Source organism: Hydrogenophaga sp. H7 (genome assembly GCF_002025745.1).
In the GTDB taxonomy this organism is placed as follows: Bacteria; Pseudomonadota; Gammaproteobacteria; order Burkholderiales; family Burkholderiaceae_C; genus Hydrogenophaga; species Hydrogenophaga pseudoflava.
The window spans coordinates 28432-54663 of sequence record NZ_MCIC01000014.1; the positions used below are offsets into that span (position 1 = coordinate 28432).

Here is a 26232-nt window from a genome sequence, read left to right on the forward strand (position 1 = left end):
TGATGAAGGCACACTGGGGGCTGGAGAACACACGTGAAAATTCTGATCGTTGAAGACGAGCCCAAAGCCGGTGACTACCTCCGGCAAGGCCTGCGCGAGGCGGGCTATGCGGTGGACCTCGTCACCAACGGCGTGGACGGCCTGCACCACGGTCTGCAAGGCGACCACGACCTGTTGATCCTGGACGTCATGCTGCCCGGCATGGACGGGTGGCAGGTGCTGCGCAGCCTGCGCGCCCAGGGGCGCCAGATGCCGGTGCTCTTCCTCACGGCCCGGGACCAGGTCGAGGACCGCGTCAAGGGACTGGAACTGGGGGCCGACGACTACCTGGTCAAACCGTTTTCGTTCGCCGAGCTGCTGGCGCGGGTGCGCACCATCCTGCGGCGGGGCCGCTCCGGCATGGAGGCCACCACCCTGCAGGTGGCCGACCTGGAACTGGACCTGCTGCGCCGGCGCGTGAGCCGGTCCGGCAAGCGCATCGACCTGACGGCCAAGGAATTCGGCCTGCTGGAGCTGCTGATGCGCCGGCAGGGTGAGGTGCTGCCGCGCTCCCTGATTGCGTCCCAGGTGTGGGACATGAACTTCGACAGCGACACCAATGTGATCGAGGTCGCCATGCGCCGCCTGCGGGCCAAGGTGGACGACCCCTTCGAGCCACGGCTGATCCAGACCGTCCGGGGCATGGGGTACGTGCTGGAAGCGCCCGAGGGCGCGCGCTGATGCCGGGACGGCTCTCGCTCACCGCGCGGCTGACCGCGTTCTACACGCTGGTGTCGGCCGCGGTGCTGTTGGGCATGGGCGTGCTGGTGTCGCTGGCCACCGAGCGGCACTTCGTTGAACTGGACCACGACTACCTGAAGGACAAGATCGGTCTGGTCCAGAAGATCGTCCGGGAGTCCCCTTCCCAGGTGGTTTTGTCCACCCGGCTGGACGAACTGCTGGGCAGCCACCACGGCCTCTTCATCGAGCTTCGGCAAGGCGACCGGCTGGTGTACGGCCAGACGGCCCCCGGCTTTCCTGCCAGCCTGCCCACCGCAAGCTCCGGCGCCGATCCCGTCGACTGGTCCGAGGGCGCTCGAACGCTGAGAGGATTGTCGTCCGAGGTCGACGCCCCGCACACGGCGCTGCAGCTGCGCATCGCCCTGGACACGGCCCACCACGCGCACTTTCTGCAGGGCTTGCGCCAGACACTGGCGGTGTACCTGCTGGGCGCCATCCTGGTCAGTGGCCTGCTGGGCTGGTGGGCGGCCCGCCGGGGCCTGGCGCCCCTGCGGGTCATGAAGGAACGCGCCATGACGGTCACGGCCCAGAAGCTGGACCAGCGCATGCCGGTGGACGCGGTGCCGGCGGAGTTCGCCGACCTGGCCCAGAGCCTGAACACCATGCTGGAGCGCCTGCAGGCCGACTTCGCGCGGCTGCAGGAGTTCTCCAGCGACCTGGCGCACGAACTGCGCACCCCCATCAACAACCTGCTGACCCAGACCCAGGTGTCGCTGGCCCAGAAAAGGGACGCGAGCGCCTACCAGGACATCCTCGCCTCCAACGCCGAAGAGTTCCAGCGGCTGGCCCGCATGGTCTCCGACATGCTGTTTCTGGCCAAGACGGAACACGGCATCGAGCTGCCCAACCGGGAGGCGATATCGCTGGACCAGGAAACGCAGGCGCTGTTCGAGTTCTATGACGCGGTGGCCGATGAAAAGTGCATCCGGCTGTCGCTCACCGGCCATGCGGTGGTGATGGGTGACCGGCTGATGGTGCGGCGTGCGATCGGCAACCTGCTGTCCAATGCGCTGCGGCATTCACCGGCCGATGCCGAGGTGGCGGTGGCGATCGAGCAGCAGGGTGCGAACACCACGCTGTGCCTCACCAACACGGGGGTCACCATCTCTCCCGAAGTGCTGCCGCGGCTGTTCGACCGCTTCTTCCGGGTGGACAAATCGCGCAGCCACCCGGAGTCCGACGGCGCCGGCCTGGGCCTGTCGATCACCCAGGCCATCATGGCGGCTCATGGCGGTGCCGTGACGGCCCGTTCCAGCCATGGCCGCACGACCTTCTGCCTCGTGTTCGCTGGTTCGCATCCGGACCGGGCTCCCGTCTGACGCCACCCGGGCCCGCCCCCTTGTGGTGGTCGCTGAACGCATCCTGAATGGGCCATTCAGCGCCGCTTCAGGGGGGTGGTACAACAATGCCATGCATCCACAGCAGATGCGGTGAACGCATGCTGACCGATCCCTTTTCAGGAGCGTCCCATGAGGTACCCCCTCGCTTTGCGCCATGGCGTGCTGGCCGTGTCCCTGGGGCTGGCCACCCTGACCAGCTGGGCCGGTGACGATTGCGACGCGCCGCTGAACCGCTGGCAAACGCGTGAGGCCGTGCGGCAGATGGCCGCGGCACAGGGTTGGCAGATCCAGAGGCTGAAGATCGACGACGGTTGTTACGAGATTCGTGGCACCGACGCCCAGGGGCGCAGCTTCAAGGCCAAGATCGACCCGGAAACCTTGAAGGTGCTGAAGATGAAGCAGGACACCCACCGGCGTGACCGGGACGGGGCGCGTGGCCGCGGTGACGAAGGACGCGAGGACCGTCCGCCGCCATCGGACCGAGCCGCAGACCCATCGCTTTCGCCAGCCAACGGCACCGCGCCGAGCGGTCAGACCCAGTAAGCCATCCATCTCTACAGGAGCATCACCATGTCCAAACCTCTCATGTCCATTCTGGCCACCGCCTGCGCGCTGGCCCTTCCTTCCCTGGCGCACAGCCGTCAGCTCACGCTGGCGGCCCAGCTCAAGAACTACGGTGGCGACGGCGCCTACCTGGCGGCCTATCTGACCGATGCCAAGGGCACCTATGTGCGCACGCTGTGGGTGGCCGGCGGCAAGGCCAAGTACCACAAGCACCTGTCAGACTGGAGCCGTCTCTCGGCCGGGGATGCCAAGCGCCTGAATGGCGTGACCGGCGCCAGTGTGGGGGCAGGGCGCACGCTCAATGTGACCGCCGATCTGGCGGATGCACTGATCGACGCCGGCTACGAAATCCGCATCGACGCCGCGGTGGAGGACATGCGGGACAGCCCGTCGGAAGTCCGGATTCCGCTGTCCACCGCCAACGCGGGCAAGCCGCAGGCCGGCAAGCAGTACATCCAGTCCGTGACCTTCCAGCTCAAGTGATCGGGCCCGCATGAGCTGGAAAGCCATCCACCGCTGGCTGGGTCTGACCCTGGGCACCCTGGCCGTGGTGCTGGGCATCAGCGGCGCCATCCTGGCGATCGACCCGGTGCAGCAGGCCTGGCAGGCGCCCGCCGCCCCGGGTGCTCTGCCAGTGGCCACGCTGGTGGAGCGCGTGGCAAGCAGCGTGCCCAGCGCGGAGGAAATCCGCCGCCTGCCTTCGGGGGCCATCGTGGTGTTCAGCTTCGATGGCGATCAGCCGCAGGCGTCCTATGTGGACCCCGCCGACGGCCAGGTGCTGGGGGCGTGGCAACGGTCGGCGCTGCCGCGCTGGGTGAAGAACCTGCACCGCTCGCTGTTGCTGGGCGATGCCGGGCGCTGGGGCGCAGCGGCCACTGCGCTGGCCATGGGTGTGCTGTGTGTTTCTGCCCTGGTGCTGCTGCTGCGGCGCATGGGCGGCTGGCGGCGCCTGGGCGCGCGGGTGCGTGGCACGCTGGCGCAGCGCATCCACGTGGTCGCGGGCCGTGTGGTGCTCGCCATCCTGTGCCTGACATCGCTCACCGCGCTGACCATGAGCGCATCGACCCTGGGCCTCGTGGAACTGGACACCCGGGCCGAGCCAGAGGTGCTTTCGGTGGCCACCGGCAAGCCCGACCTGCCCGGCGCACAGCTGGTCGCGCTGCAAAGCCTGGCGGTGAACGACCTGCGCACGCTGACCTTTCCCGGCGCCACCGACCCTGAGGACACCTGGAAGGTCGCCACCGCCCAGGGCCAGGGCTGGATCGACCGGTACTCGGGCCAGATGCTGGCCTGGCAGGACGCCACCCTTGCGCAGCGCGTGTACGACCTGGCCGTGGTGCTGCACACGGGGGAGGCCGCCTGGCTCTGGGCCGTGGTGCTCGGGCTTGTCGGCGCCAGCGTGCTGCTGTTCTGGGTGTCGGGGGTGGTCATCTGGTGGCAGGCGCGTGAGCAGGCACCACGCATCACGGGCAACACCCCGGTGGCACAGGCAGACGTGCTCATCTTCGTTGCCAGCGAAGGCGGCAGCACCTGGGGGTTTGCCCAGACGCTCCAGGACGCTCTTGTCCAGGCCGGCCACCGGGTTCACACCAGCGCGCTGGAGAACTTTCGAACCACGCCGGCGACGCGGCAGGTGTTTGTGCTGGCCGCAACCTATGGCGAAGGCCAGGCGCCCGCCCACGCCAGTCAGGCGCTGGCGCAGATCGCCAGGCTCAAGGCCGGTGCCGTGCCGGTGACGGTGCTGGGCTTTGGCGACCGTCAGTTCCCCGCCTTCTGTGCCTTTGCCAAGGCGCTGGACCAGACCCTGCGCGCGCAGGGGTGGCCGGCGTTGCTGCCGCTGGAGTGCATCCACCAGCAATCGGGCCAGCAGTTTGCGCGCTGGGGCGTGGACCTGGCACAGGCGCTGGGCCAACCGCTGGTGCTGGAGCATGTGCCCCGCCTGCCACCCACCACCGAGCTCACGCTGCTGTCGCGGCAGGACTACCCCAACGCTTCCGAGGCCGGCACGGCGATCCTGCGTTTTGCGTGGCCCGAGCAGGGCCCGGGCGCACGACTGCGTGGGCACGGCCTGACGCGGTTTGCGGCGGGCGATCTCGTGGGCATCGTGCCGCCGGGTTCGAGCGTGCCACGCTACTACTCGCTGGCGTCGGGCCTGGAAGACGGGTTTCTGGAGATCTGCGTGCGCCAGATGCCCGGCGGCCTGTGCTCCACGCACTTGCTGGGGCTGCGGCAGGGCGAGCGCATCCATGCGTTCATCCGGCCCAACCCCGGCTTTGCGCTGCCGCGGGCGCGGCGGCCCGTGCTGCTGATCGGGGCAGGCACCGGCGTGGCGCCCCTGGCCGGATTCATCCGCCGCAACGACTCGCAGCGCCCGATGCACCTCTACTTCGGTGGGCGCGACCCGGCCCGCGACTTCTACTTTGGCTCCGAGCTTCAGCGCTGGCTCGCCGAAGAACGCCTGTCCAGCATGCAAACGGTTTTCTCGCGCGTACCCGACGGCGGCGGCTATGTCCAGGACGCCCTGCGCCGGGATGCCGAGCGCGTGCGCGGCCTGGTGGCGCAAGGCGCCATCGTGCGGGTGTGCGGCAGCCGCGCCATGGCGCAAGGCGTGGCCGAGGCGCTGGACGACGTGCTGGCGCCGCTGCAGCTGAGTGTGTCGGCGCTGAGGGCCAGGGAGCGGTATGCCGAAGACATCTTCTGAGTCCGCCGCGTCCTTCACGCGCACCACCCTGCACGGCCCGACCATGGGCACCCGCTGGTCGGCCAGCGTCGATGCCGACAGCTCGGTGGACTTGGCCGCCCTGCGCCAGGGACTCGCCGCTGCGGCAGAGCAGGTCGACGGGCAGATGTCGCCCTGGAAGCCGGACAGCGACCTCATGCGCCTGAACCGAGCGCCCGTGGGCGACTGGGTGGACCTGTCCCCTGAAATACTGGAAGTGCTCGACTGCGCATTCGAAGTCCGGCGCCTGAGTGCGGGGGCCTTCGATCCGTGCGTGGGCGCGCTGGTCGATGCCTGGGGATTTGGCGCCGCGCGCGATGCGCCCGACGCGCAAGCGATTCGCGCCGCACGCCAGTCCATGCCGCAGGCCATGAACGCCAACCTGGAACTGGACAGGCCCGGTGGCCGCGTCCGCAAACAGGTGCCCTTGCAGATTGACCTGTGCGGCATTGCGAAGGGCTATGCGGTGGACCGCATGGTCCATGTGCTGCAACAGCACGGCGTTCGGCATGCGCTGGCCGCGCTGGATGGCGAGTTGCGGGCCATCGGCGGCCAGGCCGGCGGCGCGCCCTGGGCCGTGGCGATCGAACGCCCCGAGACCGGGCGCCGCGCGGTGCACGGGGTTCTTGAGCTGGAGGACCTGGCCGTGGCCACCTCGGGCGACTACCGGCACTATCTGGACGTGGGAAATGCGCGCATTGCGCACACCATGGACGCGCGCCGCTGTGCGCCCGTGAACAACACCGTGGCCTCGGTCACCGTGCTGGCGCGCACCTGCATGCTCGCCGACGCCTGGGCCACGGCCTTGCTGGTGGCCGGACCCGATGAAGGCCCGGTCATGGCGCAGCGCATGGGGCTGGACGTGCTGTTCCTGTTGCGCCGCGGGGAAGGTCTGACAGAGGTGGGGCTCGGCCGATTCGGCACGGCGCGTCCACGCCTTCCCGGTTGAGGCGGGGTGTCTGACCTGGCCGCGTGCGAGGCCGGCCGGCTCACCGGTCCAGAAGATCCAGCGCGACGTCGACGATCATGTCTTCCTGCCCACCGACCATGCGGCGCTTGCCCAGCTCGACCAGAATGTCGACGGTCTTGAGACCGTACTTCTTCGCCGCCGCCTCCGAGTGGCGCAGGAAGCTGGAGTACACGCCGGCGTAGCCCAGCGCCAGCGTCTCGCGGTCCACCCGCACCGGCCGGTCCTGCAGCGGTCGCACGATGTCGTCGGCCGCGTCCATCAGTTTGTACAGGTCGGTGCCGTGCTGCCAGCCCATGCGCTCGGCCGCCGCGATGAACACCTCCAGCGGCGCATTGCCCGCCCCGGCGCCCATGCCCGCCAGGCTCGCATCCACGCGGTCGCAGCCTTCTTCCACCGCCACGATGGAGTTGGCCACCCCCAGGCTGAGGTTGTGGTGCGCGTGCATGCCGGTCTGCGTTTCGGGTTTGAGCACGTCCTTGAAGGCACGGAAGCGCTCGCGCACGTCGTTCATGCTCAGCGCGCCGCCGGAGTCCACCACGTAGCAGCAGGTGGCGCCGTAGCTTTCCATCAGCCTGGCCTGCTGGGCCAGGTGCTGCGGCGTGGTCATGTGGCTCATCATCAGGAAGCCCACGGCCTCCATGCCCAGCCCGCGCGCGTACTCGATGTGCTGCTTGCTGATGTCGGCCTCGGTGCAGTGCGTGGCCACGCGCACGATGCGCGCGCCGGCCTGGTACGCGGCCTTGAGGTCGTGCACGGTGTCGATGCCCGGCAGCAGCAGGGTGGCGCTCCTGGCGTGCTAGCCAGCCGACGACCCGCCTGCAGCGCCAGACACCTGGTCCCTCACCAGCCGGCCGTCCACCAGTTCCAGTACGCGATCGCAGCGCGCGGCCAGGCGTGGGTCGTGGGTGACCACCAGGAACGAGGTGTTCCGTTCCGCGTGCATGCGGCGCATCAGGGCGAACACCTCGTCCGATGAGGCGGTGTCCAGGTTGCCCGTGGGCTCGTCGGCCAGCACCATCGGTGGCTCCAGCACCATGGCCCGTGCAATGGCCACGCGTTGCTGCATGCCACCGGACAGCTCGCCGGGGCGTTTGTCCATGGCGTGGCCCAGGCCGACGGCATCCAGCATGGCGCGTGCGCGCCCCAGCTGCCGGGACGTGACCCGCCCCTCCCGCATCAGGGCCGGCAAGGTCACGTTCTCCAGTGCGGTGAACGCCGGCAGCAGGTGGTGGAACTGGAACACGAAACCCAGCTTGGTGCGGCGTTGCAGCGTCAGCGCCTCGTCGTCGATGCCCACCATCTCCTGGCCTTCGATCCGGTAGCTGCCCGAGGTCGTGCGCTCGAGCAGGCCCAGGATGTTCAGCAAGGTGCTCTTGCCCGATCCGGAGGGTCCGATGAGGGCGACCATCTCACCAGGGGCGATGTTGAACGACACCCCGTGCAGCACCTCGGCCTCGTTGGGCTGGCCCACGTTGTAGCGCTTGCAGACCGCGGTGAGTTCCAGCAGCGCAGGTGAACGGGGGGCGGCGGGCGGTGCGGTCATAGCCGGATGGCCTGCGCCGGGTCCAGCCGGGAGGCGCGACGCGCGGGCGCGACAGAGGCGAGCAAGCCACACACGGTGGCCAGGGCCGCGATGCGCAGCGCCAGCCCGGCATCGAGCGTGATGTTGAACAGCGGCAGGCCGTCCGATCCGCGAACGAAATGGGTGAAGAGCCAGATCAAGACCACTGCCAGCAACACGCCCAGCGCCGATCCCAGGGCGCCCACGATGAGGCCTTGCAGCAGGAAGACGCGCAGCACCTGGGCCCTGGTGGCGCCCATGGCGCGCAGGATGCCGATCTCCCGCTGCTTCTGCACGACCGACACGACCAGCACGCTGGCGATGCCCAGCACCACCACGATCATCACGACACCGCGAATGACCGAGGTGCTGACCGATTGCGCGTTCAGCGCCGACACCAGTTGCGCATTCGCCTGCTGCCAGCTCTCGGTCTTGTAGGGCCAGCGCGCGGACAACCCGCCCGCCAGGTCCTGGGCCGCCCAGATGTCGTGCAGCGCAAGATCCAGGCCGGTGGCGCTGCCGGGCAGTCCCACCAGGCTCTGCGCCGTGCGCAAGGGCACGATCACGGTGCGCCGGTTGAGGTCCTTCACCCCGAGGTCCACCAGGGCGGTGATCCGCAAGGCATCCTCGACGCCGTTGGCCACGATGCCGATCCGGTCGCCCACCTGCACGCCCAGGTCCTGCGCCAGTTCGAGCCCGATGAGGCCTTCTCCCGGCTCGAGCCGCGCGGTCCCGGCCACGACCTTGGACCGCAGCTTCACGATGCGGTCGTACCGCTCGAGTTCGACACCCATCAGCGCGATCGCCCTGGAGGCCTCTCCACGCACGGCAAGGCCCGCCGCCGACACCATGGGCGACACCGCGGCGACCTGCGGCATGGCCTCCAGTTCGGCCAGCAGGAGTTGCCAGTTGTCGATGGAACGCGGGCGTTGCGCGCGGGCCTGGGTCTGCTCCAGCTTGCTGGCGCCTGTACCGGGCGGCGTGGCTGCCACCAGCACCCGCTCATCCAGCGGGCTCACCGTGACATGGGCCTGTGCGCCCAGCGTCTTCTCGATCGTGTTGCGCTGCAGGCCGGTGATCAGGGCCGAGATGTAGGCCACCACCGCCACACCCGCGGCCACACCCACGATGATGAGCAGGGACTGCATTCTTCCTTCGCGCAGGAAGCGGATGGCGACCAGGCTTTCAAATCCGAGCAGCATGCAGCGGCCTCAGCGCCCCACGGCATTGGTCATCACGGCGCCCGCGTCTTCCCGGGCCGGCGCCTGCGCGGAAGCCACCGGCGCACCGGCCACGGCACGCACCCGGGCACCCGGGCCGGGGGCCGGTCCGAACAGCACCGCGTCACCTTCGTTCAGGCCCTCGAGCACCTCGGCCCATGCCAGGGTGCGCAAGCCCAGCCGCACCCGGCGTTCCTCCACGCGTCCATCGCGTTCCACCCACACGGTCGGTTCGGCGTTCGCCTCGCTCCGCAGGGCGCTCACGGGCACCACCAGCGCCTGTTCGCGACGCGCGGTCTCGACTTCGATGGACACGGTCATGTCCTCGCGCAGAAAGTCGGGTGCGGCCGCCGGCAGGGAAAATTTGACCTCGATGGCCCCGCGTTGCGAGTCGACCACCGGGGCGATCGACAGCACCCGGGCCTGAAAGGCCTGTGCGGGATAGGCGTCGGCCAGCACCTGGGCCGGCTGGCCGGGGGCGAGCTGTTCCAGGTACCGCTCGTCCACTTGCGCCACCAGCTGCAAGGGGCCGGACAACGCCAGCGTCAACAGGGCGCGGCCCGGCTGGACGATCTGCCCCGGCTCGACCGAGCGCGAGAGGACTTTGCCCTTCGCGGGTGCGCTGATGTCGGTCTCCTTCAGGCGCACCTGCGCCGACCGCCGGGCCGCGGACGCGAGCGCCAGTTGCGCCTGTGCCTGCGCCACATCGGTGCCGCTGTCGGCGTTGGCATCGCGTTGTGCGCGGGCGGCGGACACCTGGGCCTGCGCCACGTCCACCGCGCGGCGGGCTTCGTCCAGGCGGGATTGGCTCAGGAAGCCCCGGCTCACCAGGTCCTGCGTGCGCTGCAGTTCGGCGCGTGCGGCCACCAGCACGGATTCCGCCTGCGTCACGCTGGCCTGCACCGCCAGTCGACCGGTGCTGCGCAGCCCGCTCAGTCGAGCCTGCGCCTGCCGTTCGTTGGCCTCGGCCTGGGCCAGGGCGGCTTTCAGCTCTTCACTCTCGAGCCGGACGAGGACATCGCCGACCTCCACCGGTGCGCCCTCGTTCACCAGAACCTCGCGCACCCGGGCGGTCAAGGTGCTGCCCACATCGACCCGCGACAACGTGGCCACACGGGCGGAAAACTGCAAGGTGCGCACCAGCGGGGACTTGCTGGCGACGATGGAAGACGCCTCGGGCGGGCGCCGACTCCACCACGCCAGCGAGGCGATCAAGAGCAGGGCCAGCAGGACAGACGAAGACAGGTAGAGGGCTCGCCGCGACATGACCTATTCTTTCCGAGATCGGGCGCCATGCGCTGGCCGGCACCCAAAAATCCCGCACCCAGCAGCACCATCCGCGTATGAAAGTCCTCCTGGGTGGTGGCGTCCACAGTGGTGCCCGCCAGGCTCATCACAGGCCTCCGCGGCCCACCCAGTGTCCGCTCAGCAGGTTCTCGGGTTCCACCGCGGCGCTGACCCGCGCACTGGTGTCCCAGTTGGCGCGCTGCACCTCCAGGCCGGCGTAGATGCCGTAGTCTGCGCCCGCCCGCAGGTCCCCCTGGGCCAGCAGGCTCTCGCCGACGCGGATCGCACCGGCCGCGACGATGTCGCCGCCGGACCGGATGCCCCAGCCGGCTTCCAGATGCGAGCCACATTCGATCGCCCCATCGACCTGGATGCCGTCACCGGCGCGCACTTCCAGGCCCGAACGGAGTTCGCCCCGCACACGCAGGCTCTTGCCCACGCGCACCCGTCCACCGGCGACCAGCATCCCGCCAATCGCGGACTGCTCCGCCACGTCCAGATCCGTCTGGCAGAACAGGCTCTGTGCACAGCGCAGGCCACCGCCGGCACGCACCCCGGCTGTGACCACGATCGAGTTGGCATGTACGTCGGCACCGGCCGACACCGACTCCGCGTCGATCGTGCCCTCGGCGACGATGGAGGTTCCCGCGACAAGATGCGCCCCCGTCCGGATGGAGCCGCCCGCGCGCACCCCGCCTCCGGCGCGCACCATGCCCGCGACATCGATATCGCCCGCCACCTCGATGGAGCCCGCAAACACGACGACCTCGGCGGAGAGCGTCTCGAGGCGCAGCACATCGCTCGTCGCTCCGAACTGGTCGAGCAGCCAGCGGGCGTCGTTGACCCGGCCGTCGGCGACCAGGGCGTCGAGCAGCGGCTGGTAGTCGTGGCCGTCCGGGTGGTGCCGCAGCATCCAGCGGAAGCCGTTCGCACAGGGGTTCTTGGCCTTGACCAGGCGTTTGGACAGTTCGACGGTCTTCATGCCACAGCCCCCCGGATCCAGCCGTATAGCCACGAGCGCCAGGAGCGCCGTTCCCGCGGAACGATCACCGCATCCGCCCCCTGGTCCCTGATGAGTGCCAACCGCCGCAGTGTGGTCCTGAAAGACAGCGTGTGCCAGCGGCTGCCGATGACGACCAGCCAGGGCTTGTGGGCCGCCATGTGATTCACCAGCTGCTCCTCAAATCCGCCGAGGAGCACCTGGAGCGACATCCGGCGCCCCGAAGCACGCCAGGTGTTGGTGATGGTCTCCAGCGCTTGCAGCGCGCCCACGCGCGCCTTGCGCAGCTGGTGCTCCAGCAACAGCAACTCCGCCATGTCGTCCGTGACGGCTTGCTCGGTCAGGTCCGGCAGCACGTGCAGCAGCTGCAGCGAGGGCAGGTGCCACAGCAGGGGCGACCAGGCCGTCCATTCGGTCTCTGGTGCGTTGACGCTGGAGAGGCAGCACAGCGCAGGTGTGGATGCCTCCAGGTCGGACCGGTGGACCCACCAGACCGGGCGGTTGCCGCGGCTGAGCAGCGCCCGCAATACCGGCGACAGGCGCTGAATGCTCGATGGCGAGGGCTCGCCATCGACCAGGCAGACCAGGCTCGCGTCCCGGCACACCAGCAACAGGGCCGCGCTGGTGTGCACGGGCTGGGAAACCACTTCGACCGGCAGCGCGACATGCCTTCGCAGAAAGCGCGCCCGCTGGGACAGGCGGGCCATCGGATCGCTCCACGGGTCGACCCCTTCCAGCTGCAGGTAGGCCAGCTGCAGTTCGGCGCCCATGGCGGCGGCGCCTTGCGCGGCCCGCAGCAGGTGGCCGCTCGAACCGACGGACAGCGAGGTGAGAACCACCACCCGTCGCCGGATGGGTGGGTCGTGTGCATGGGACGCGTTGAACGCCGACTGTGGCACGGCAGGGGTGGCCGCAGAGGCACCGCGTGGCGCGATCACGTGCGCCCAGGTCGCAGACAAGGAAGCAGTCATGGAAGAGATGTCCAGGGTTTGGCCTGGTGGGGTCAGCCACCACCAGGAAAGGCGGAAGATCAGGCGGCCGCGGCTACGCTGCGCAGGCAGCGTCGGCTTCGGGCTGGAACAGCACGGTCTCGATGCGCAGGTCGCGGGCTTTGCCGGCCGGCAGTTGAACGTGCACGCTGTCACCCACACGGCGGCCCAGCAAGGCTGCGCCGATTGGCGAGAGGACGGATGTGGAGCCCTTCCCGGCGACCGCGTCGCCGGGGTAGCACAAGGTCAGCTCTTGCAGCTCGCCTGCCGCCAGGTCGCGGATCAGCGCACGCGAGTGCATGGTGATCACGTCGGCGGGGACTTGCGCCGGCGGTACCAGATCGGCCAGCGACAACAGGGAGGACAGGTCGGGGTGGTCGGAGACACCCTGCAGCACGGTCAGACGTGCGTGATCCATCTCGGTGAGAACACGCTCACCACAGTCGGGGGAATACATGAAGAACGACTCCATCGAATCGCCAGCGCCCTCGTGGGGATGGCAATGCCCGCACTGATTGGGGCCCGGCGATGAAGAGTGTGCGTTCTAGGGTGAGAGGGTTATCGCCGGGCGGGGGAATGTGCGGCCAGAAGGCGGTGGCCGCACGGGGCCGTGGCCTGGCCCTGCACGCGACGAGCGCACACCACCACCTGCGCGTCAGCGCAGAGGGTCATGGTGAGGCTCAGAAGATTGGTCATGGGGCCGATTGTAGGCCGATGAGGATTCTCGACGCAGACCTGGTGGAATTGGCTGACGGTCCGCGTCCTCCTCGCACGAAGGTGATGCCGAAGTTGCACCCAGCCGCAGGGGGTAAGCCTGTGGATATGTCTCGGACACCTTCGCCAAGTCCGCGCCGCACAAGGCCTGGGGCGAGATTGCCCGCTTTTTGGGCAGGGCGGCACAATCGCCCGATGTCTGCACCCTCCACCAAATCCCTCTCCGGTTCCGCTTTTGCCACCCTGCTGCTCATCGCGTTCATGATGGGCGCCAACCACGTCGCGGCGCGGCTGGCCTTTGATCACGGGGTTTCCGTGTCCACCGCGGTGCTGTTCCGCAGTGGTGCCACGGCCCTGGTGGTCTGGCTGATCGTGCGCATGGCGGGGGTGCCGTTGAACCTGCCCGCAGGGCAGAAGCGGGCGCTGCTGAAGATCGGCGCGCTGATCAGCGTGCAGAGCCTGTGTCTGTATTCGGCGGTGGCGCGCCTGCCGGTGGCGCTGGCGCTGCTGGCCTTCAACACCTACCCGCTGTGGACGGCGCTGTGGGCGCGCACGCTCAAGGCCGAGCGGGTGGAGCCGGCGCTGCTGCGCGCCATGCCGGTGCTGCTGCTGGGGCTGGCGCTGGCCCTGGATGTGGCGGGTGCCGCGTCGGGCCTGGGGGCTTCGGCGCACTGGGGGCGCATCGGGGCCGGTGTAGCGTTCGCGCTGGCGGCCGCGGCCTCGTTCGGTCTGGCGCTGGTGTTCACGCAGCACGAGACGGTGGGGCTGGACGGCCGCGTGCGCACGGCGGCCACCATGGCCATCGTGGCGCTGGCGGCCCTGGTCGGCGTCGCGGGGCAGGGTGGCTGGTCGCTGCCACAGGCCCCGGCGGGCTGGTGGGGACTGCTGGGCCTGACCGTGCTCTACGGCACCGCCTTCACCATCATGTTCACCGTGCTTCCCAGGCTGGGCGTGGTGGGCGGCTCGCCGATCATGAATGTGGAGCCGATCTTTGCGCTGCTGCTGGCCTGGGCGGTGCTCGGGCAGCAGGTGGCGCCGGTGCAGGTGCTGGGTGGTGTGCTGGTGGTGGCCACCGTGATGTGGCTGGGACTGCGGCGCCGCTAGCGCGGAAATTCAGTCCTCGTCGTCACTTTCTAGAGACGCGCTCCAGCGGTCGTTCCATTCGGCTGGCGGCTTCTGCCAGGCGTCGAGTTCGCGGCGGTCGCGTTTGCTGGGTCGGCCTTGGGTGATGCTGTCGGCCGGTTCGGGCGCCAGGCGCCGCCGCTCGGCCGCGGCCAGGCGCTGCGCCACCGACTCGGCGGTCTCTTCGTACAGCAGGGCCGCCGCCGTGGCCGGGCCGCGCACACCGCTGAGCGCCCTGACCACCAGGGTGCGCTGCACGCTGCCGCTGCGCAGCTCGACCACGTCGCCGATGCGCACCTCGCGCGCCGGCTTCACGGGCGCACCGTTGACCCGCACGCGACCCTTGTCGATCTCTTCGGCGCTGAGCGAGCGGGTCTTGTAGAAGCGCGCGGCCCAGAGCCATTTGTCCAGCCGGACCCGGCCGCCTTCGGGTGTGCTATTGGCCATGAGCGGCCTCCGTTTCGTGGTGCGCCAGGGGCAGCCGCACGGTGGCGTCCAGCCCATCGATGCGCCCGCGCACCATGCGGTTGTCCAGTTCGATGCTGCCGCCGAGCGACTGCACGATGCCGTGGCAGATGGCCAGTCCCAGGCCCGATCCGGCGCCCGAGGGGCGCGCGCCGTGGTCGGTGGCGAAGGGCTGGAACAGCCGCTCGCGCAAGTGGTCGGAAATGCCCGGCCCGCTGTCGCTGATGGACAGTGCGGCGGTGCGGTCGTCGCAGACCATGCCCACCGCCAGGCGCGATTCCGGCGGGCAGTGCTTGATGGCGTTGTGCAGCAGGTTGCGCCCCAGCTCGCGCAGCGCCCATTCGTGCGAACGCACCGGGGCACTGACCACGTCCAGCGAAAAGTCGAGGCCGCGGTCGGCGATCAGCGGGGCCAGGTCCAGCGCCACGGCGCGCACCACCTCGCCCCAGTCGACCACGGGGGCGTCCCGGTCCTGGCGCAGCTGCTCGACTTTGGCCAGGGCCAGCATCTGGTTGGCCAGTTCGGTGGCGCGGTCGACGGTGTGCCCGATCTCGTCCAGCGCCTGCAGCGGCGGCACGTCGCCGCGCCGGGCCGACTGCACCTGGGTCTTTAGCACGGCCAGCGGGGTTCGCAGCTGGTGCGAGGTGTCGCGCACGAAGCGCTTCTGGTGGTCCAGCAGCTGCGACAGCCGCTGCATGTGCTGGTTGGTCGCCTCCAGCAGCGGCAGCAGCTCGCGCGGGGCGCTGTTGGTGGGCAGCGGCGAGAGGTCGTTGTCGCTGCGGTGGGCCAGTGCGTGGCTGATGGAGCGCACCGGGCGCGTGGCGCGCTGCACCACGATCACCACCACCAGCACGATCACCACCACCAGCGCCGCCTGGCGCCACAGGGTGTCGATCAGGATCTGCCGCGCCAGCGTCTGGCGCAGCTCCAGCGTCTCGGCCACCTGGATGGTGGCCATGCCCTGGCCGGCCTCGCCCGCCACCGGCTGCAGCAGCACCGCCATGCGGACCGGCGCGCCCTGGTACTCGTCGTCGTAGAAGTGCACCAGGGCGGCGTAGATCTTCTGGTCGGGCAGGCGGGCTCTGGGCGGCGGCAGGTTTTCAAAGCCCGAGACCATTTCGCCGTGAAACCCGCTGACGCGGTAGAAGAGCCGGCTGCGGTTGTCGGCCTCGAAGGCCTCCAGCGCCGAATAGAGCAGCGACGAGCGCACGCTGGCCTGGTCGCCGTTGCGGACCACCTCCAGCTGTTCGCCCAGCGACTTGGCGGTGGCCAGCAAGGTACGGTCGTAGGCGGTGTCGGCGCCCGCCAGCGCCTGCCGGTAGAGCACCACGGTGTTGATGACCACAAAGCCGAACAGTGGCAGCAGGATGCCCAGCAGCAGCGTGCGGCGCAGCGACAGCGGTGCGCTCACGGCCATGTCCTCAGGCAGCCGCCTTCAGCAGATAGCCCAGCCCGCGCAGCGTCACCAGCTGCGCGCCGGTGTGGCCGATCTTCTTGCGCAGCCGGTAGGCCACCACCTCGATGGCCTCGGGCTGCACATGGGCCTCGCCGGGGAACACCAGCTCGAACAGGCGCTCCTTGGTGATCGCCTGGCCGGGCTGGGACAGCACGGCGCGCAGCAGGGCCAGCTCGCGCGGGGCGAGCTCCAGCGGCTCACCGTCGTGGTAGACCGCGCCGCTGTCGCGGTCGATCTGCATGCCGCACCAGCCGGCGCTGCGCGCGGGCAGGTTGCCCGGGCTGTCGGTGGCGTCGGCTGAGCGGCGCACCAGGGCGCGCACGCGGGCCTCCAGCTCGTCGAGGTCGAAGGGTTTGGGCAGGTAGTCGTCGGCGCCGGTGTTCAGGCCGATGATGCGATCGCCCACGGTGCCGCGCGCGGTGAGGATGATCACCGGCGTCTTCAGGCCCTCGGCGCGCGCATCGCCCAGCACCTGCAGGCCGTCGCGCCCGGGCAGGCTCAGGTCCAGCAGCACCACGTCGGGCAGGCTGGAGCGCCACAGCGACAGGGCCTTGTCGCCGTCGCCGCAGGTGATCACCTGCATGCCGCGCCGCTCCAGCGTGCGCTGCAGGGTGGCCTGCATGGTGGGGTTGTCTTCGACCAGAAGCAGTTTCATGCGGTCAGAAGGCCCGGGCTCAGCGGCGACCGGAATTGAGGAAAGCCTGGCGCGTCACCTCGTCGAGGGCATCGTCGACCAGACCGTGGTCGGCCACCACCGTCAGGCGTCCCAGTTCGCGCAGTCGTTCCAGCCCGCGCAGGGTCAGCGAGATGCTGCGCCCGTTGGCGGCGTTGAAGAGGAACATGGTGCCGTGCGGGCTGGCCCAGGTGAGCTGGCAACGCAGGTCTTCTCCTCCGTCTCGAAGGTCCACCCAGGTGCCCACCGTCAGCGGGCGGGGCTTTGCGGTGGTCTCCGTCTGTCGTTGGCGCAGCCACTCGGGGTCCATCGGCTCGGTGTCCTGGAAGCCAGGCTGGCTCTCGATCTGCAGGTCGTCCATGAATCCCGAGTCGCGTGCTTCCGCCGGATGCACCCAGGTATCGGACATGTCCAGTCCGCGCATGTCCGCCTCGTCGTCGCGCCTGGCGGCGTAGGCTGGTTCCTGCAGCTCCATGAGCGCCTGGAAGAAGGAGTCGGCCTGGGCACGCGGGTAGTCGATGGACTCCAGCCCTTCGCGCAGCGTGCGCAGCAGGCCAGGAATGACCTTGATCAGCCGGGGCCGGTTGAGGCTGGCCAGTTCGTGCTGGCTCGACCACAGCAGGTCGGGCAGGGCGTCCATGTAGCGCAGCGCCGGTGCATCGCCCGGGCTCAGGCTGTCCGCGGCCTTCGCCTGGATGCGCGCCTGCGCCACCACCTGGGCCCAGGGGCCGGTGAGGAAGCGGCGCACCACACCGGGTGCCCGGGCAAAGTCGTTTCTGGCCTGGATTTCCGTGGCCACCCGTTCGGCCAGCAGGTTGCGCTGCTCCACCTTCATCAAGGTCTGCATGGCCAGGCCCCGTGCGGGTGCCTGTGTCACCGGGTCGGTGCGCACCAGACGTGCGAGCAGTTCGCTGATGCGCTGCGACAGCTGGCTGGCCGGCACCTGCAGGTCCTGGACCACCTTGCGCAGCTGCTGCATGTAGGCCTGGAACCCCGAGTCCCGCTCGCTCTTGAACGCCAGCGCGCGCTCGGTGAGCACATCCAGCAGGCGCCGCGCCGGGTTGCTGCGATCGGTAAAAAAGCGCGGGTCGTTGCGCGCCAGCTCCAGCAGCATGGGCTTGAGCCGCAGCATCATGTCCCGCACCGGCGCCAGCAGGCGGGGGTCGTCGACGATGCGGCGCAGCATCAGTGCGACCACCTCCACCGCCAGGGACCGCACCATGCCGTCGGCCTCCTGCGCCTGTGCCGGATCGGAGGCATCGGCCGCGCCGCGCGCGACATTGCCCACCAGCAGCTGGTGCAGGTGATCAAGGGTGAGCAACTCGTTCCCGTCGCTCAGCGCCTCCACGGGCAGGCTGTCCCCGCGGGGGCGGGAGGCGCCTCGGTCGGCGGGCTTGCCCACCGGGGTCTGCACGACCTTGTAGCCCGCGGGCTGCACGCCCCAGCGGTCCAGAAGGTCGACCAGCTGGCGGTAGAAACGCCGCAGTTCCTGGCCGAGGGGCAGGGTGCCGATGTGCAGCCACTGCACCCGCACCTCCTCGTCGATGTGCAGCTTGGACAGCGCGCGGATCAGCGCACCGATGATGGCCTCGGGGTGCAGCGGGTTGGCCTTGCTGCTCACCACAGTGAGTCCCCGGGCGGTGCTCAGGCGCGCGTCGAGCATCACCAGCTCTTCTTCCACCGCCATCTTCACCACCTGCTGGATGCGCGCCAGCTCGACGGTGTGCTGCACCTGCTGGTGGTCCATCAGCTCCAGGTCGTCCAGGCTGAGCGTGTCCAGGCGGGGGGGCGGGGTCCTGCCGCTGACGGGGGTCAGGTCACCCTCGCCGTCGGCGACGCTGCCCAACGACTGTGACAGCGCCGACAGAAAGTGCTCGGTCACCCGCTGCTGGTAGGCGGCCAGGGTGGCGCGCGCCTGGCCGGCGCTGCGCTGTTCGGAGGCGCCGACGGCGGAGGCCTCCTTCTCCAGCAGTGCGTTGCCGAGCGCCGCCAGCCAGCGGGGCACCCACTCGGCCGACAAGGCCAATGCCTCTTTCAGGCAAGCGTCAAACACGGGATGGGCATGTGCATTCATGAGCGAAGGGCGCCTGGCCAAAGGCCCTGCGTGGTGAAGAGGGCTGGTGCGATTATGGTCCTCCCCGTGATGGGAGATCCCGCGCCCTCATAGGGTTTTTCCTGACAGCAACGACAGCCGATTGACAGCGGCCGACAGGAACATAACGACCGTCGATCAACCTCCCACGGAGACAAACATGCGTCGCGATACCTTCCTCAAGTCCCTGGCCGCTCTGGCCGCCGCCGGTGCCCTGCCCAATGCCGCCTGGGCCCAGGGTGCCAACGTCAAGATGATGATCCCCGCCAACCCGGGTGGTGGCTGGGATGGCACCGGCCGTGCCCTGGGCGAGGCCCTGCGCGATGCGGGCGTGGCGTCTTCCGTGACCTACGAGAACAAGGGCGGTGCCGCCGGCGCCATCGGTCTGGCCCAGTTCTACAACTCCGCCAAGGGCGACCCGAACGCCATGATGGTGATGGGCGCCGTGATGCTGGGCGGCATCATCACCGGCAAGCCGCCGGTCTCGATCACCCAGGTCACGCCGATCGCCCGCCTGACCACCGAATACAACGTGTTCGTGCTGCCCGCCAGCTCGCCCCTCAACACCATGAAGGACGTGGTCGAGGCGCTCAAGAAGGACCCCGGCAGTGTCAAGTGGGGCGGCGGTTCGCGCGGCTCCACCGAGCACATCGCCGCATCGCAGATCGCCCAGGCCGTGGGCGTGCCCGCCGCCAAGATCAACTACGTGCCCTTCCGTGGGGGCGGTGAGGCCGTCGCCGCCATCCTGGGTGGCAACGTGACCGTCGGTGGCTCCGGCTACAGCGAGTTCCAGCAGTACATCGAGAGCGGCAAGATGAAGGCGATCGCCATCACCTCCGGCCAGCGCGTCAAGGGCCTGGAAAAGATCCCCACGCTCAAGGAGCAGGGCATCGATGTCGAGATCGGCAACTGGCGCGGTGTCTACGGCGCCGCCGGCATCACCCCCGAGCAGCGCGCCGCGCTGACCGAGATGATCGTCAAGGCCACCAAGAGCAAGGCCTGGCAGGAAGCCCTGGTCAAGAACAACTGGACCCCGGCCCTGCTGACCGGCAAGGAATTCGACGCCTTCGTCGACAAGGACTTCTCCACCCTGCGCGCCACCATGGTCCGCGCCGGCATGGTGTAAGCACACGGCCCGGTCTGTCCGATCCAGCGGCCACGGCGTTCGCGCCGCGGCCGCATTTTTTTACGAGTGGAGCACGTCATGAATGCCGACACCACCCCCGCGCAGGAGGCGCGTCCCGATCACCGCCCGGGCCAGCTGGCCATGGGCATCGCCGCCGTGGTGGTGGCTGCCGTTCTGGCCTACGGTGCAGCCAACATCCCGTCCGACGCCGGCTATGCGGGCGTGGGCCCCGACTTCCTGCCCTGGCTGGTGGCGGCCGCGCTGGGCCTGTGTGGCGTGATGCTGATTCTGGAGGTGCGCTCCGGCGGCTACCGCAACATGGAGGAGCCTTCGGGCGCCCCGCGCGGCGACTGGCACGCGCTGGCCTGGGTGTCGGCCGGCATCCTGGGCAACGCGGCGCTGATCACCACCATCGGTTTTGTGCTCAGCTGTGCGCTGTGCTACGCCCTCGCGGTGCGGGGCCTGCGCATCAGCGAAGGCAAGTCCGGCGGCAACGCCATGCAGGTGCTGCGCGACGCGGTCACCGGCATCGTGATTGCCGCACCGACCTACTGGCTGTTCACCAAATTCCTCGCCGTCAACCTGCCGGGCCTGACCGGCACCGGCTGGATCTGATCAGGGAGCACAAGCATGATGGACACCTGGAACCAGCTGCTGGGCGGCTTCGCCACCGCAGCCACCCCCCTCAACCTGCTGTGGGCGCTGGCCGGCTGTGCGCTGGGCACCGCCATCGGCGTGCTGCCCGGCCTTGGCCCGGCGGTGACCGTGGCCATGCTGCTGCCGATCACCGGTCAGGTCGAGCCGACAGCCTCGATGATCTTCTTCGCCGGCATCTACTACGGTGCCATGTACGGCGGCTCGACCACTTCGATCCTGCTCAACACCCCGGGCGAGACCGGCACCATGGTGACCGCGCTCGAAGGCTTCAAGATGGCCAAGAACGGTCGCGCGGGCGCTGCGCTGGCCACTTCGGCCATCGGCTCCTTCGTCGCGGGCACCATTGCCACCGTGCTGGTCACGCTGTTCGCGCCCATCCTGGCCGAGTTCGCCGTCAAGCTGGGGCCGCCCGAGTACTTCTGCCTGATGCTGTTGGCCTTCACCACGGTCTCTGCCGTGCTCGGCCAGAGCACGCTGCGCGGCCTGACCTCGCTGTTCGTCGGCCTGGCCATGGGCCTGGTCGGCATGGACCAGATCACCGGCCAGGTGCGCTACACCGCGGGCGTCATCGAGCTGATGGACGGCCTGGAGGTGGTGCTGGTGGCGGTGGGCCTGTTCGCGGTGACCGAAGCGCTCTACAACGCCCTGTACGAGGGCAAGAGCGAAGCCAACATGAACAAGATGAACAAGGCCCACATGACCAGGACCGAGTGGCGCCGTTCCTGGCCCGCCTGGCTGCGCGGCACGGCGATCGGCTTCCCCTTCGGCACCATCCCCGCCGGCGGCTCTGAGATCCCGACCTTCCTGAGCTACGCGACCGAGCGCAAGCTGGCCGACCCGGAACACAAGAAGGAGTTCGGCACGGTCGGCGCCATCGAAGGTGTGGCCGGCCCCGAAGCCGCCAACAACTCGGCTGTCACGGCCACCCTGGTGCCGCTGCTCACGCTGGGCATCCCGACCTCGGTGACCGCCGCCATCCTGCTGTCTGCGCTGCAGAACTACGGCATCAACGCCGGCCCGCAGCTGTTCCAGACCTCGTCCGACCTGGTCTGGGCGCTGATCGCCTCGCTCTACATCGGCAACGTGATGCTGCTGGTGCTGAACCTGCCGATGGTGGGCCTGTGGGTCAAGCTGCTGAAGATTCCGAAGGCACCGCTGTACGCCGGCATCCTGATCTTCGCGACGGTGGGCGTGTACGGTATGCGCCAGAGTTCGTTCGACCTGTTCCTGATGTTCGGCCTGGCGCTGGTGGGGGTGGCGATGCGCCGCTTCGACTTCCCGACCGCGCCGGTGATCGTGGGCCTGATCCTCGGTCCGCTGGCCGAGGCGCAGTTCCGCAACGCCATGTCCATCGGCGAGGGCAGCTTCACCGTGTTCTTCGAGCGCCCGATGTCGGCCACGCTGCTGGTGATCGTGCTGCTGGTGCTGGTGACGCCGCGCCTGCTGGCCTGGCACAGACGCAGCTGAAGAAAGGAGCGCCCCGCGCTCCGCCGCCTTGAGCGGCGCCTGAAAGCCGGACGAAGATTTCGTCCGGCTTTCGTGTTTCTCTAAGGTTTCCTCTATGCGGTCCGGCGGGGCCGCCGGGCATCATCGTCGGCATGAAAGTGCTGATGGTGGAAGACGATCTGGCCCTGGGCGATGCGCTGGGGCGCGTGCTGCAGGGCCGGGGCTTCGAGGTCACGCGCTGTGCCGACGGAGTGGAGGCGCTGGCCATGTTCCGGCGCCGCCGGCCCGACGTGGTGCTGCTCGACCTGAGCCTGCCGGGCATGGACGGCATGGAGGTGCTGCGCCTGATGCGCGACGGCGGCTCGCAGGTGCCGGTGCTGGTGGTGACCGCCCGCAGCGCGGTGCAGGACCGCGTGCTCGGCCTCAACGAGGGCGCCGACGACTACCTGACCAAACCCTTCGACATCGAGGAACTCGCGGCCCGCCTCAAGGCGCTGGTGCGCCGCAGCCATGGCGCGCCGGAACTGCGCTGCGCACTGCTGCGCGTCGACGAGCCCACCGGCGCCGTGTTCCGCGGCGCGACGCCGCTGGACGTATCGACCCGCGAGCTGGCCCTGCTCAAGGCGCTGCTGGCCCGGCCGGGTCAGGCGGTCGGCAAGGAAGACCTGCACCACGCCGTGTTCGGCGACGAGCCGGTGGGCGCCGACGCCATCGAGGTGTTGGTGCACCGGCTGCGCAAGCGCATCCAGGGCTCGGGCGCTCAGCTGGTGACGCTGCGCGGTGTGGGCTACCTGCTGATCGACGAGGCGATGACGGAAGGGCCGGTCGCGGTCTGAACGGCACATGGCGTCGTCTGTTCCATCCACCCCACCGACCATGACAGGCCCCGCGTCGACACCGTCCGCACCCGCCGCGCGGCCCTGGTCGATCACGGTGCGGCTGCTGCTGGGCCTGGCGCTGTGCCTGCTGCTGGTCGAGCTGCTCCTGCAGGCCTTCATTCCCGAGCTGGCGGCCGCGCCGCTGTGGGGTGGCGCGCTGCGTCTGGTGGCGGTGTTGCCGCTGTTCGCCTGGTGCATCGTGCGCGCGCTGGCGCCGCTGCGCCACCTGGAGGACGAGCTCGATGCGGGCGAGGCCGGCAGCGCCCCGCGCCCGGTGCCCGCCGAGCTGCAGCCGCTGTCTCGCGCGGTGCACGGTGTGCTGGAACGCCAGCGCGCCACCACCGAGCAGCAGCGCCGCTTTCTGGCCGATGCCTCGCACCAGCTGCGCACGCCGTTCGCGGTGCTGCGCACGCAGTTGCAGGGCGCGATGTCGGGCCAGCTGGAGGTGAAGGACACGCTGCCCAAGATGCTCGCGACCGTCGACCGCTCCAGCGAGCTGGTGCGGCAGCTGCTCTCTCTGGCCAAGGTCGAGCAGCTGGTGGCGCAGGCGCACTGGCAGGAGGTGAACCTCGAAGCCGTGGCGCAGGCCGTGTGTCTGGAGTTCGGGCCGCTGCTGGCGCGCAAGCGGCTGGACTTTTCCTTCGAGTCGGTGCCGGTGCGGCTGACCACCGACCCCTGGATGCTGGGCGAGCTGCTGCGCAACCTGCTGTCCAACGCCATCCACCACGCGCCGCGCGGCTCGGCGCTGGGCATGGTGGTGCGGGTGCTGCCGGACCAGGCCGAGCTGCTGATCTGGGACAACGGCGGCGGCATCGATGCCGCGGTGATGGACCGGCTGTTCGAGCCCTTCCAGTCGGCCGCGGGCGGCACCGGCATCGGCCTGGGGCTGTCGATCTGCCGCCAGATCGCGGAGTCGATGCAGGCGCAGGTGCAACTTTTCAACCGGGTGCAGGACGACCGCGTGGTCGGTGTCGATGCCGTGGTGCGCTGGAACCTGGCACCGGCCGGGGCAGGGGGCTCGCATGCCTGACGCAGTGCGCCTGGAGGCGGTGGAAAAGACCTTTGCCGACGGCACGCGCGCGCTGCGCGGCGTGCAGCTGCGGTTCGCGCGGCGCCAGCTCACCACGCTGCTCGGGCCCTCGGGCTGCGGCAAGTCGACGCTGCTGCGCCTGGTGGCCGGGCTGGAACAGCCCAGCGCGGGCCGGGTGTTCATCGGCGAGCGCGACGTGACCGGCACCGGCCCGGACCAGCGCCCCATCAGCATGGTGTTCCAGAACTACGCGCTGTTCCCGCACCTGGACGTGCAGGGCAACGTGGGCTACGGCCTGGGGCTGGACAGCGCCGCCGCCGCGCGCGACCCGCGGGTGCACGCCGCGCTGGAGCAGGTCGGCCTGGGGGCGCTGGCAGCCCGCAGCACGGCCTCGCTCTCGGGCGGGCAGCAGCAGCGCGTGGCCCTGGCGCGCGCGCTGGCCCTGGCGCCCGAGGTGCTCCTGCTCGACGAGCCGCTGTCCAACCTCGACGCCGGCTTGCGGCGCCAGATCCGCGAGGAGATCCGCGGCCTGCAGCAGTCGCTGGGCCTGACGGTGGTCTACGTGACGCACGACCAGAACGAGGCCATGGCGGTCAGCGACCACATCGTGGTGCTGCGCGACGGCCAGGTGCAGCAGGTCGGCAGCCCGCGCGACATCTACGAGCGCCCGCGCTCCGAATTCGTCGCCGGCTTCATGGGCGATGCCGCGGTGTTCGACGCCGAGGCCGACGGCCAGGGCGGTTTGCAGGTCGGTCCTTTGATGGTGAACACCGGCCACGCCCGGCGCCGCGGCGCCACCCGCGTGGTGGTGCGGCCCGAGGCCTGGCGCCTGGCGCCGGCCAGCGGGCAGGGCCTGGCCGGGCGCATCGAATCGCACGCCTACGAAGGCCGGCAGTCGCACTACCGCGTGCGCACCGCGCTGGGCCTGCTGCAGGTGCACCGCCAGCACGAGCGCCAGACGCTGCAGGTCGGCGCGCCGGTCAGCGTCTTCCTCGACGGCCCCGGCGTCAGCGTGCTGATGACCGGTGCCACCGCCATGCCCGAAGGGCCCTGAACCGCTCGCCCCACCCGTTTCCCACACCCGAGATCCCCGTCCATCCCAGGAGAAAACCCATGAAAAAGACCCTCTGGCTTGCCGCCCCCTTCCTGATGCTGCCCGCGCTGTCCGCGCAGGCCCAGAGCAGCGAGTTCAACCTGATCTGCTCGGCCCAGGCCGCGTGGTGCAACATGCTCGCCGTCACCTTCGAGAAGAGCCAGGGCGTGAAGGTCAACATGACGCTCAAGGGCTCGGGCGAGGCGATCGCGCAGATCATGGCCGAGCGCGCCAACCCCAAGACCGACCTCTGGTTCGGTGGCACCGGCGACCCGCACCTGCAGGCGGCCGAGCAGGGCCTGACCATGGAATACAAGTCGCCCAGCTTGCCGAAGCTGCACGACTGGGCGCAGAAGCAGGCGCAGCAGTCGGGCTACAAGACGGTGGGCATCTATTCCGGCCCGCTCGGTTTTGGCTACAACACCGAGCTGCTGGCCAAGAAGAAGCTGGCCGTGCCCAAGACCTGGGCCGACCTGCTCAAGCCCGAATACAAGGGCGAGATCCAGTCGGCCAACCCGGCCTCCAGCGGCACCGCCTATACCATGATCGCGACGCTGGTGCAGCTCATGGGCGAAGACCAGGCGTTTGAGTATCTGAAGAAGCTGCACGGCAACATCGGCGCCTACACCCGCTCGGGCACCGGCCCGATCAAGGCGGTGGCGCGCGGCGAGGCCACCATCTCCATCAGCTTCGTGCACGACGGCCCGGGCGAGAAGGCGCAGGGCTTCCCGCTGGAGACCATCACGCCCGCGGACGGCACCGGCGCCGAGATCGGCTCGATGTCGATCATCAAGGGCTCGCGCAACCTGGACGCGGCCAAGAAGTTCTACGAATGGGCGCTCACGCCCTCGGCCCAGGCCCTGGGAGCGGCCACGCTGCAGTTCCAGCTGCCGTCGAACAAGGAGACCAAGGTCGATCCGCGCGTGCCCGACTTCCGCAAGATCAAGCTGATCAATTACGACTACGCGAAGTACGGCCAGACTGCCGAGCGCCGCCGCCTGATCCAGCGCTGGGAAAAAGACGTCAACAGCCTGCCACGCTGACCTTCAC

The 26232-nt window shown here is 69.5% G+C and carries 24 protein-coding genes and 1 pseudogene; 14 read left to right on the forward strand and 11 right to left on the reverse strand.

From position 1 onward, the window contains the following. The first annotated feature begins 33 nt into the window (after positions 1-33). From BC358_RS09195 to BC358_RS09220, 6 genes are all read left to right on the forward strand, one after another. A complete protein-coding gene (locus BC358_RS09195; protein ID WP_066151709.1) occupies positions 34-720 on the forward strand; it encodes a heavy metal response regulator transcription factor in 687 nt (228 codons plus the stop codon). Beyond that, positions 720-2099 (forward strand): heavy metal sensor histidine kinase, encoded by a 1380-nt coding sequence (locus tag BC358_RS09200; RefSeq protein ID WP_079365602.1) that lies wholly within the window; start codon positions 720-722, stop codon positions 2097-2099. Before BC358_RS09195 ends, BC358_RS09200 begins: the two co-directional genes overlap by 1 nt. A 150-nt stretch (positions 2100-2249) precedes the next feature. Beyond that, complete coding sequence (locus BC358_RS09205) at positions 2250-2663, forward strand: PepSY domain-containing protein (RefSeq protein ID WP_079365603.1); 414 nt, start codon at positions 2250-2252, stop codon at positions 2661-2663. A gap of 27 nt (positions 2664-2690) precedes the next feature. Then, positions 2691-3167, forward strand: coding sequence for a DUF2271 domain-containing protein (locus tag BC358_RS09210; protein ID WP_066151703.1), 477 nt, complete (start codon positions 2691-2693; stop codon positions 3165-3167). A 10-nt stretch (positions 3168-3177) separates the two neighbouring features. Then, positions 3178-5385, forward strand: coding sequence for a PepSY domain-containing protein (locus BC358_RS09215; protein ID WP_079365604.1), 2208 nt, complete (start codon positions 3178-3180; stop codon positions 5383-5385). Beyond that, on the forward strand, positions 5366-6352 hold the full coding sequence (locus BC358_RS09220; protein ID WP_079365605.1) for an FAD:protein FMN transferase: 987 nt from the start codon (positions 5366-5368) through the stop codon (positions 6350-6352). The genes BC358_RS09215 and BC358_RS09220 overlap by 20 nt, the downstream gene beginning before the upstream one ends. Before the next feature lie 40 nt (positions 6353-6392). On the opposite strand, the pseudogene dmpG reads toward BC358_RS09220, so the two are convergent. From dmpG to BC358_RS09255, 7 genes and pseudogenes are all read right to left on the reverse strand, one after another. Continuing rightward, positions 6393-7169, reverse strand: a pseudogene (gene dmpG / locus BC358_RS09225) (4-hydroxy-2-oxovalerate aldolase); the annotation flags it as partial. Further along, on the reverse strand, positions 7170-7916 hold the full coding sequence (locus tag BC358_RS09230) for an ABC transporter ATP-binding protein (protein ID WP_079365606.1): 747 nt from the start codon (positions 7914-7916) through the stop codon (positions 7170-7172). It abuts the pseudogene before it with no gap. Beyond that, positions 7913-9136 carry an FtsX-like permease family protein gene (locus tag BC358_RS09235; protein ID WP_079365607.1) on the reverse strand — a complete coding sequence of 408 codons (1224 nt, stop codon included), beginning with the start codon at positions 9134-9136 and terminating at the stop codon, positions 7913-7915. The genes BC358_RS09230 and BC358_RS09235 overlap by 4 nt, the downstream gene beginning before the upstream one ends. A gap of 9 nt (positions 9137-9145) precedes the next feature. Then, positions 9146-10420, reverse strand: a complete 1275-nt coding sequence (locus tag BC358_RS09240; RefSeq protein ID WP_079365608.1) for an efflux RND transporter periplasmic adaptor subunit — start codon at positions 10418-10420, stop codon at positions 9146-9148. A 127-nt stretch (positions 10421-10547) separates the two neighbouring features. Then, positions 10548-11423 carry a hypothetical protein gene (locus BC358_RS09245; RefSeq protein ID WP_079365609.1) on the reverse strand — a complete coding sequence of 292 codons (876 nt, stop codon included), beginning with the start codon at positions 11421-11423 and terminating at the stop codon, positions 10548-10550. Then, positions 11420-12412 carry a hypothetical protein gene (locus BC358_RS09250; RefSeq protein ID WP_143434248.1) on the reverse strand — a complete coding sequence of 331 codons (993 nt, stop codon included), beginning with the start codon at positions 12410-12412 and terminating at the stop codon, positions 11420-11422. Before BC358_RS09250 ends, BC358_RS09245 begins: the two co-directional genes overlap by 4 nt. Positions 12413-12485: 73 nt before the next feature. After that, positions 12486-12887: a GreA/GreB family elongation factor gene (locus BC358_RS09255; RefSeq protein WP_079365883.1), complete on the reverse strand. Its 402-nt coding sequence runs from the start codon at positions 12885-12887 to the stop codon at positions 12486-12488. Positions 12888-13339: 452 nt separating this feature from the next. Between BC358_RS09255 and BC358_RS09260 the strand changes: the two genes are divergently transcribed. After that, a complete protein-coding gene (locus BC358_RS09260; protein WP_079365611.1) occupies positions 13340-14248 on the forward strand; it encodes a DMT family transporter in 909 nt (302 codons plus the stop codon). Between the two features lie 9 nt (positions 14249-14257). Here BC358_RS09260 and BC358_RS09265 read toward each other — a convergent pair whose 3' ends face one another. From BC358_RS09265 to BC358_RS09280, 4 genes are read right to left on the reverse strand one after another with little or no spacing between them, the layout of a single operon-like run. Continuing rightward, positions 14258-14713, reverse strand: a complete 456-nt coding sequence (locus BC358_RS09265; protein WP_079365612.1) for an RNA-binding S4 domain-containing protein — start codon at positions 14711-14713, stop codon at positions 14258-14260. After that, entirely contained in the window at positions 14703-16148 is a 1446-nt protein-coding gene (locus BC358_RS09270) for a sensor histidine kinase (protein WP_179130043.1), read from the reverse strand. The genes BC358_RS09265 and BC358_RS09270 overlap by 11 nt, the downstream gene beginning before the upstream one ends. 4 nt (positions 16149-16152) lie before the next feature. Continuing rightward, the gene (locus tag BC358_RS09275; protein WP_079365613.1) at positions 16153-16842 is read right to left on the reverse strand and encodes a response regulator transcription factor; all 690 of its coding nucleotides are present in this window, start codon (positions 16840-16842) and stop codon (positions 16153-16155) included. A gap of 19 nt (positions 16843-16861) precedes the next feature. Continuing rightward, entirely contained in the window at positions 16862-18934 is a 2073-nt protein-coding gene (locus tag BC358_RS09280) for a DUF1631 family protein (RefSeq protein ID WP_079365614.1), read from the reverse strand. 178 nt (positions 18935-19112) lie between these two features. Between BC358_RS09280 and BC358_RS09285 the strand changes: the two genes are divergently transcribed. The 7 genes from BC358_RS09285 (at position 19113) to BC358_RS09315 (ending at position 26225) form a co-directional block, all read left to right on the forward strand. Then, positions 19113-20078 carry a tripartite tricarboxylate transporter substrate binding protein gene (locus tag BC358_RS09285; protein ID WP_066151607.1) on the forward strand — a complete coding sequence of 322 codons (966 nt, stop codon included), beginning with the start codon at positions 19113-19115 and terminating at the stop codon, positions 20076-20078. Positions 20079-20156: 78 nt separating this feature from the next. Further along, positions 20157-20693 (forward strand): tripartite tricarboxylate transporter TctB family protein, encoded by a 537-nt coding sequence (locus tag BC358_RS09290; protein ID WP_066151606.1) that lies wholly within the window; start codon positions 20157-20159, stop codon positions 20691-20693. Positions 20694-20711: 18 nt separating this feature from the next. Continuing rightward, positions 20712-22202: a tripartite tricarboxylate transporter permease gene (locus BC358_RS09295; protein WP_066151813.1), complete on the forward strand. Its 1491-nt coding sequence runs from the start codon at positions 20712-20714 to the stop codon at positions 22200-22202. A 131-nt stretch (positions 22203-22333) separates the two neighbouring features. Beyond that, entirely contained in the window at positions 22334-23017 is a 684-nt protein-coding gene (locus tag BC358_RS09300) for a response regulator transcription factor (RefSeq protein ID WP_079365615.1), read from the forward strand. Between the two features lie 40 nt (positions 23018-23057). After that, positions 23058-24089 carry a HAMP domain-containing sensor histidine kinase gene (locus BC358_RS09305; protein ID WP_179130044.1) on the forward strand — a complete coding sequence of 344 codons (1032 nt, stop codon included), beginning with the start codon at positions 23058-23060 and terminating at the stop codon, positions 24087-24089. Continuing rightward, positions 24082-25143 (forward strand): ABC transporter ATP-binding protein, encoded by a 1062-nt coding sequence (locus BC358_RS09310; protein ID WP_079365617.1) that lies wholly within the window; start codon positions 24082-24084, stop codon positions 25141-25143. Before BC358_RS09305 ends, BC358_RS09310 begins: the two co-directional genes overlap by 8 nt. A 59-nt stretch (positions 25144-25202) precedes the next feature. Next, positions 25203-26225, forward strand: a complete 1023-nt coding sequence (locus BC358_RS09315; RefSeq protein ID WP_079365618.1) for an ABC transporter substrate-binding protein — start codon at positions 25203-25205, stop codon at positions 26223-26225. The last annotated feature ends 7 nt before the right edge of the window (positions 26226-26232 follow it).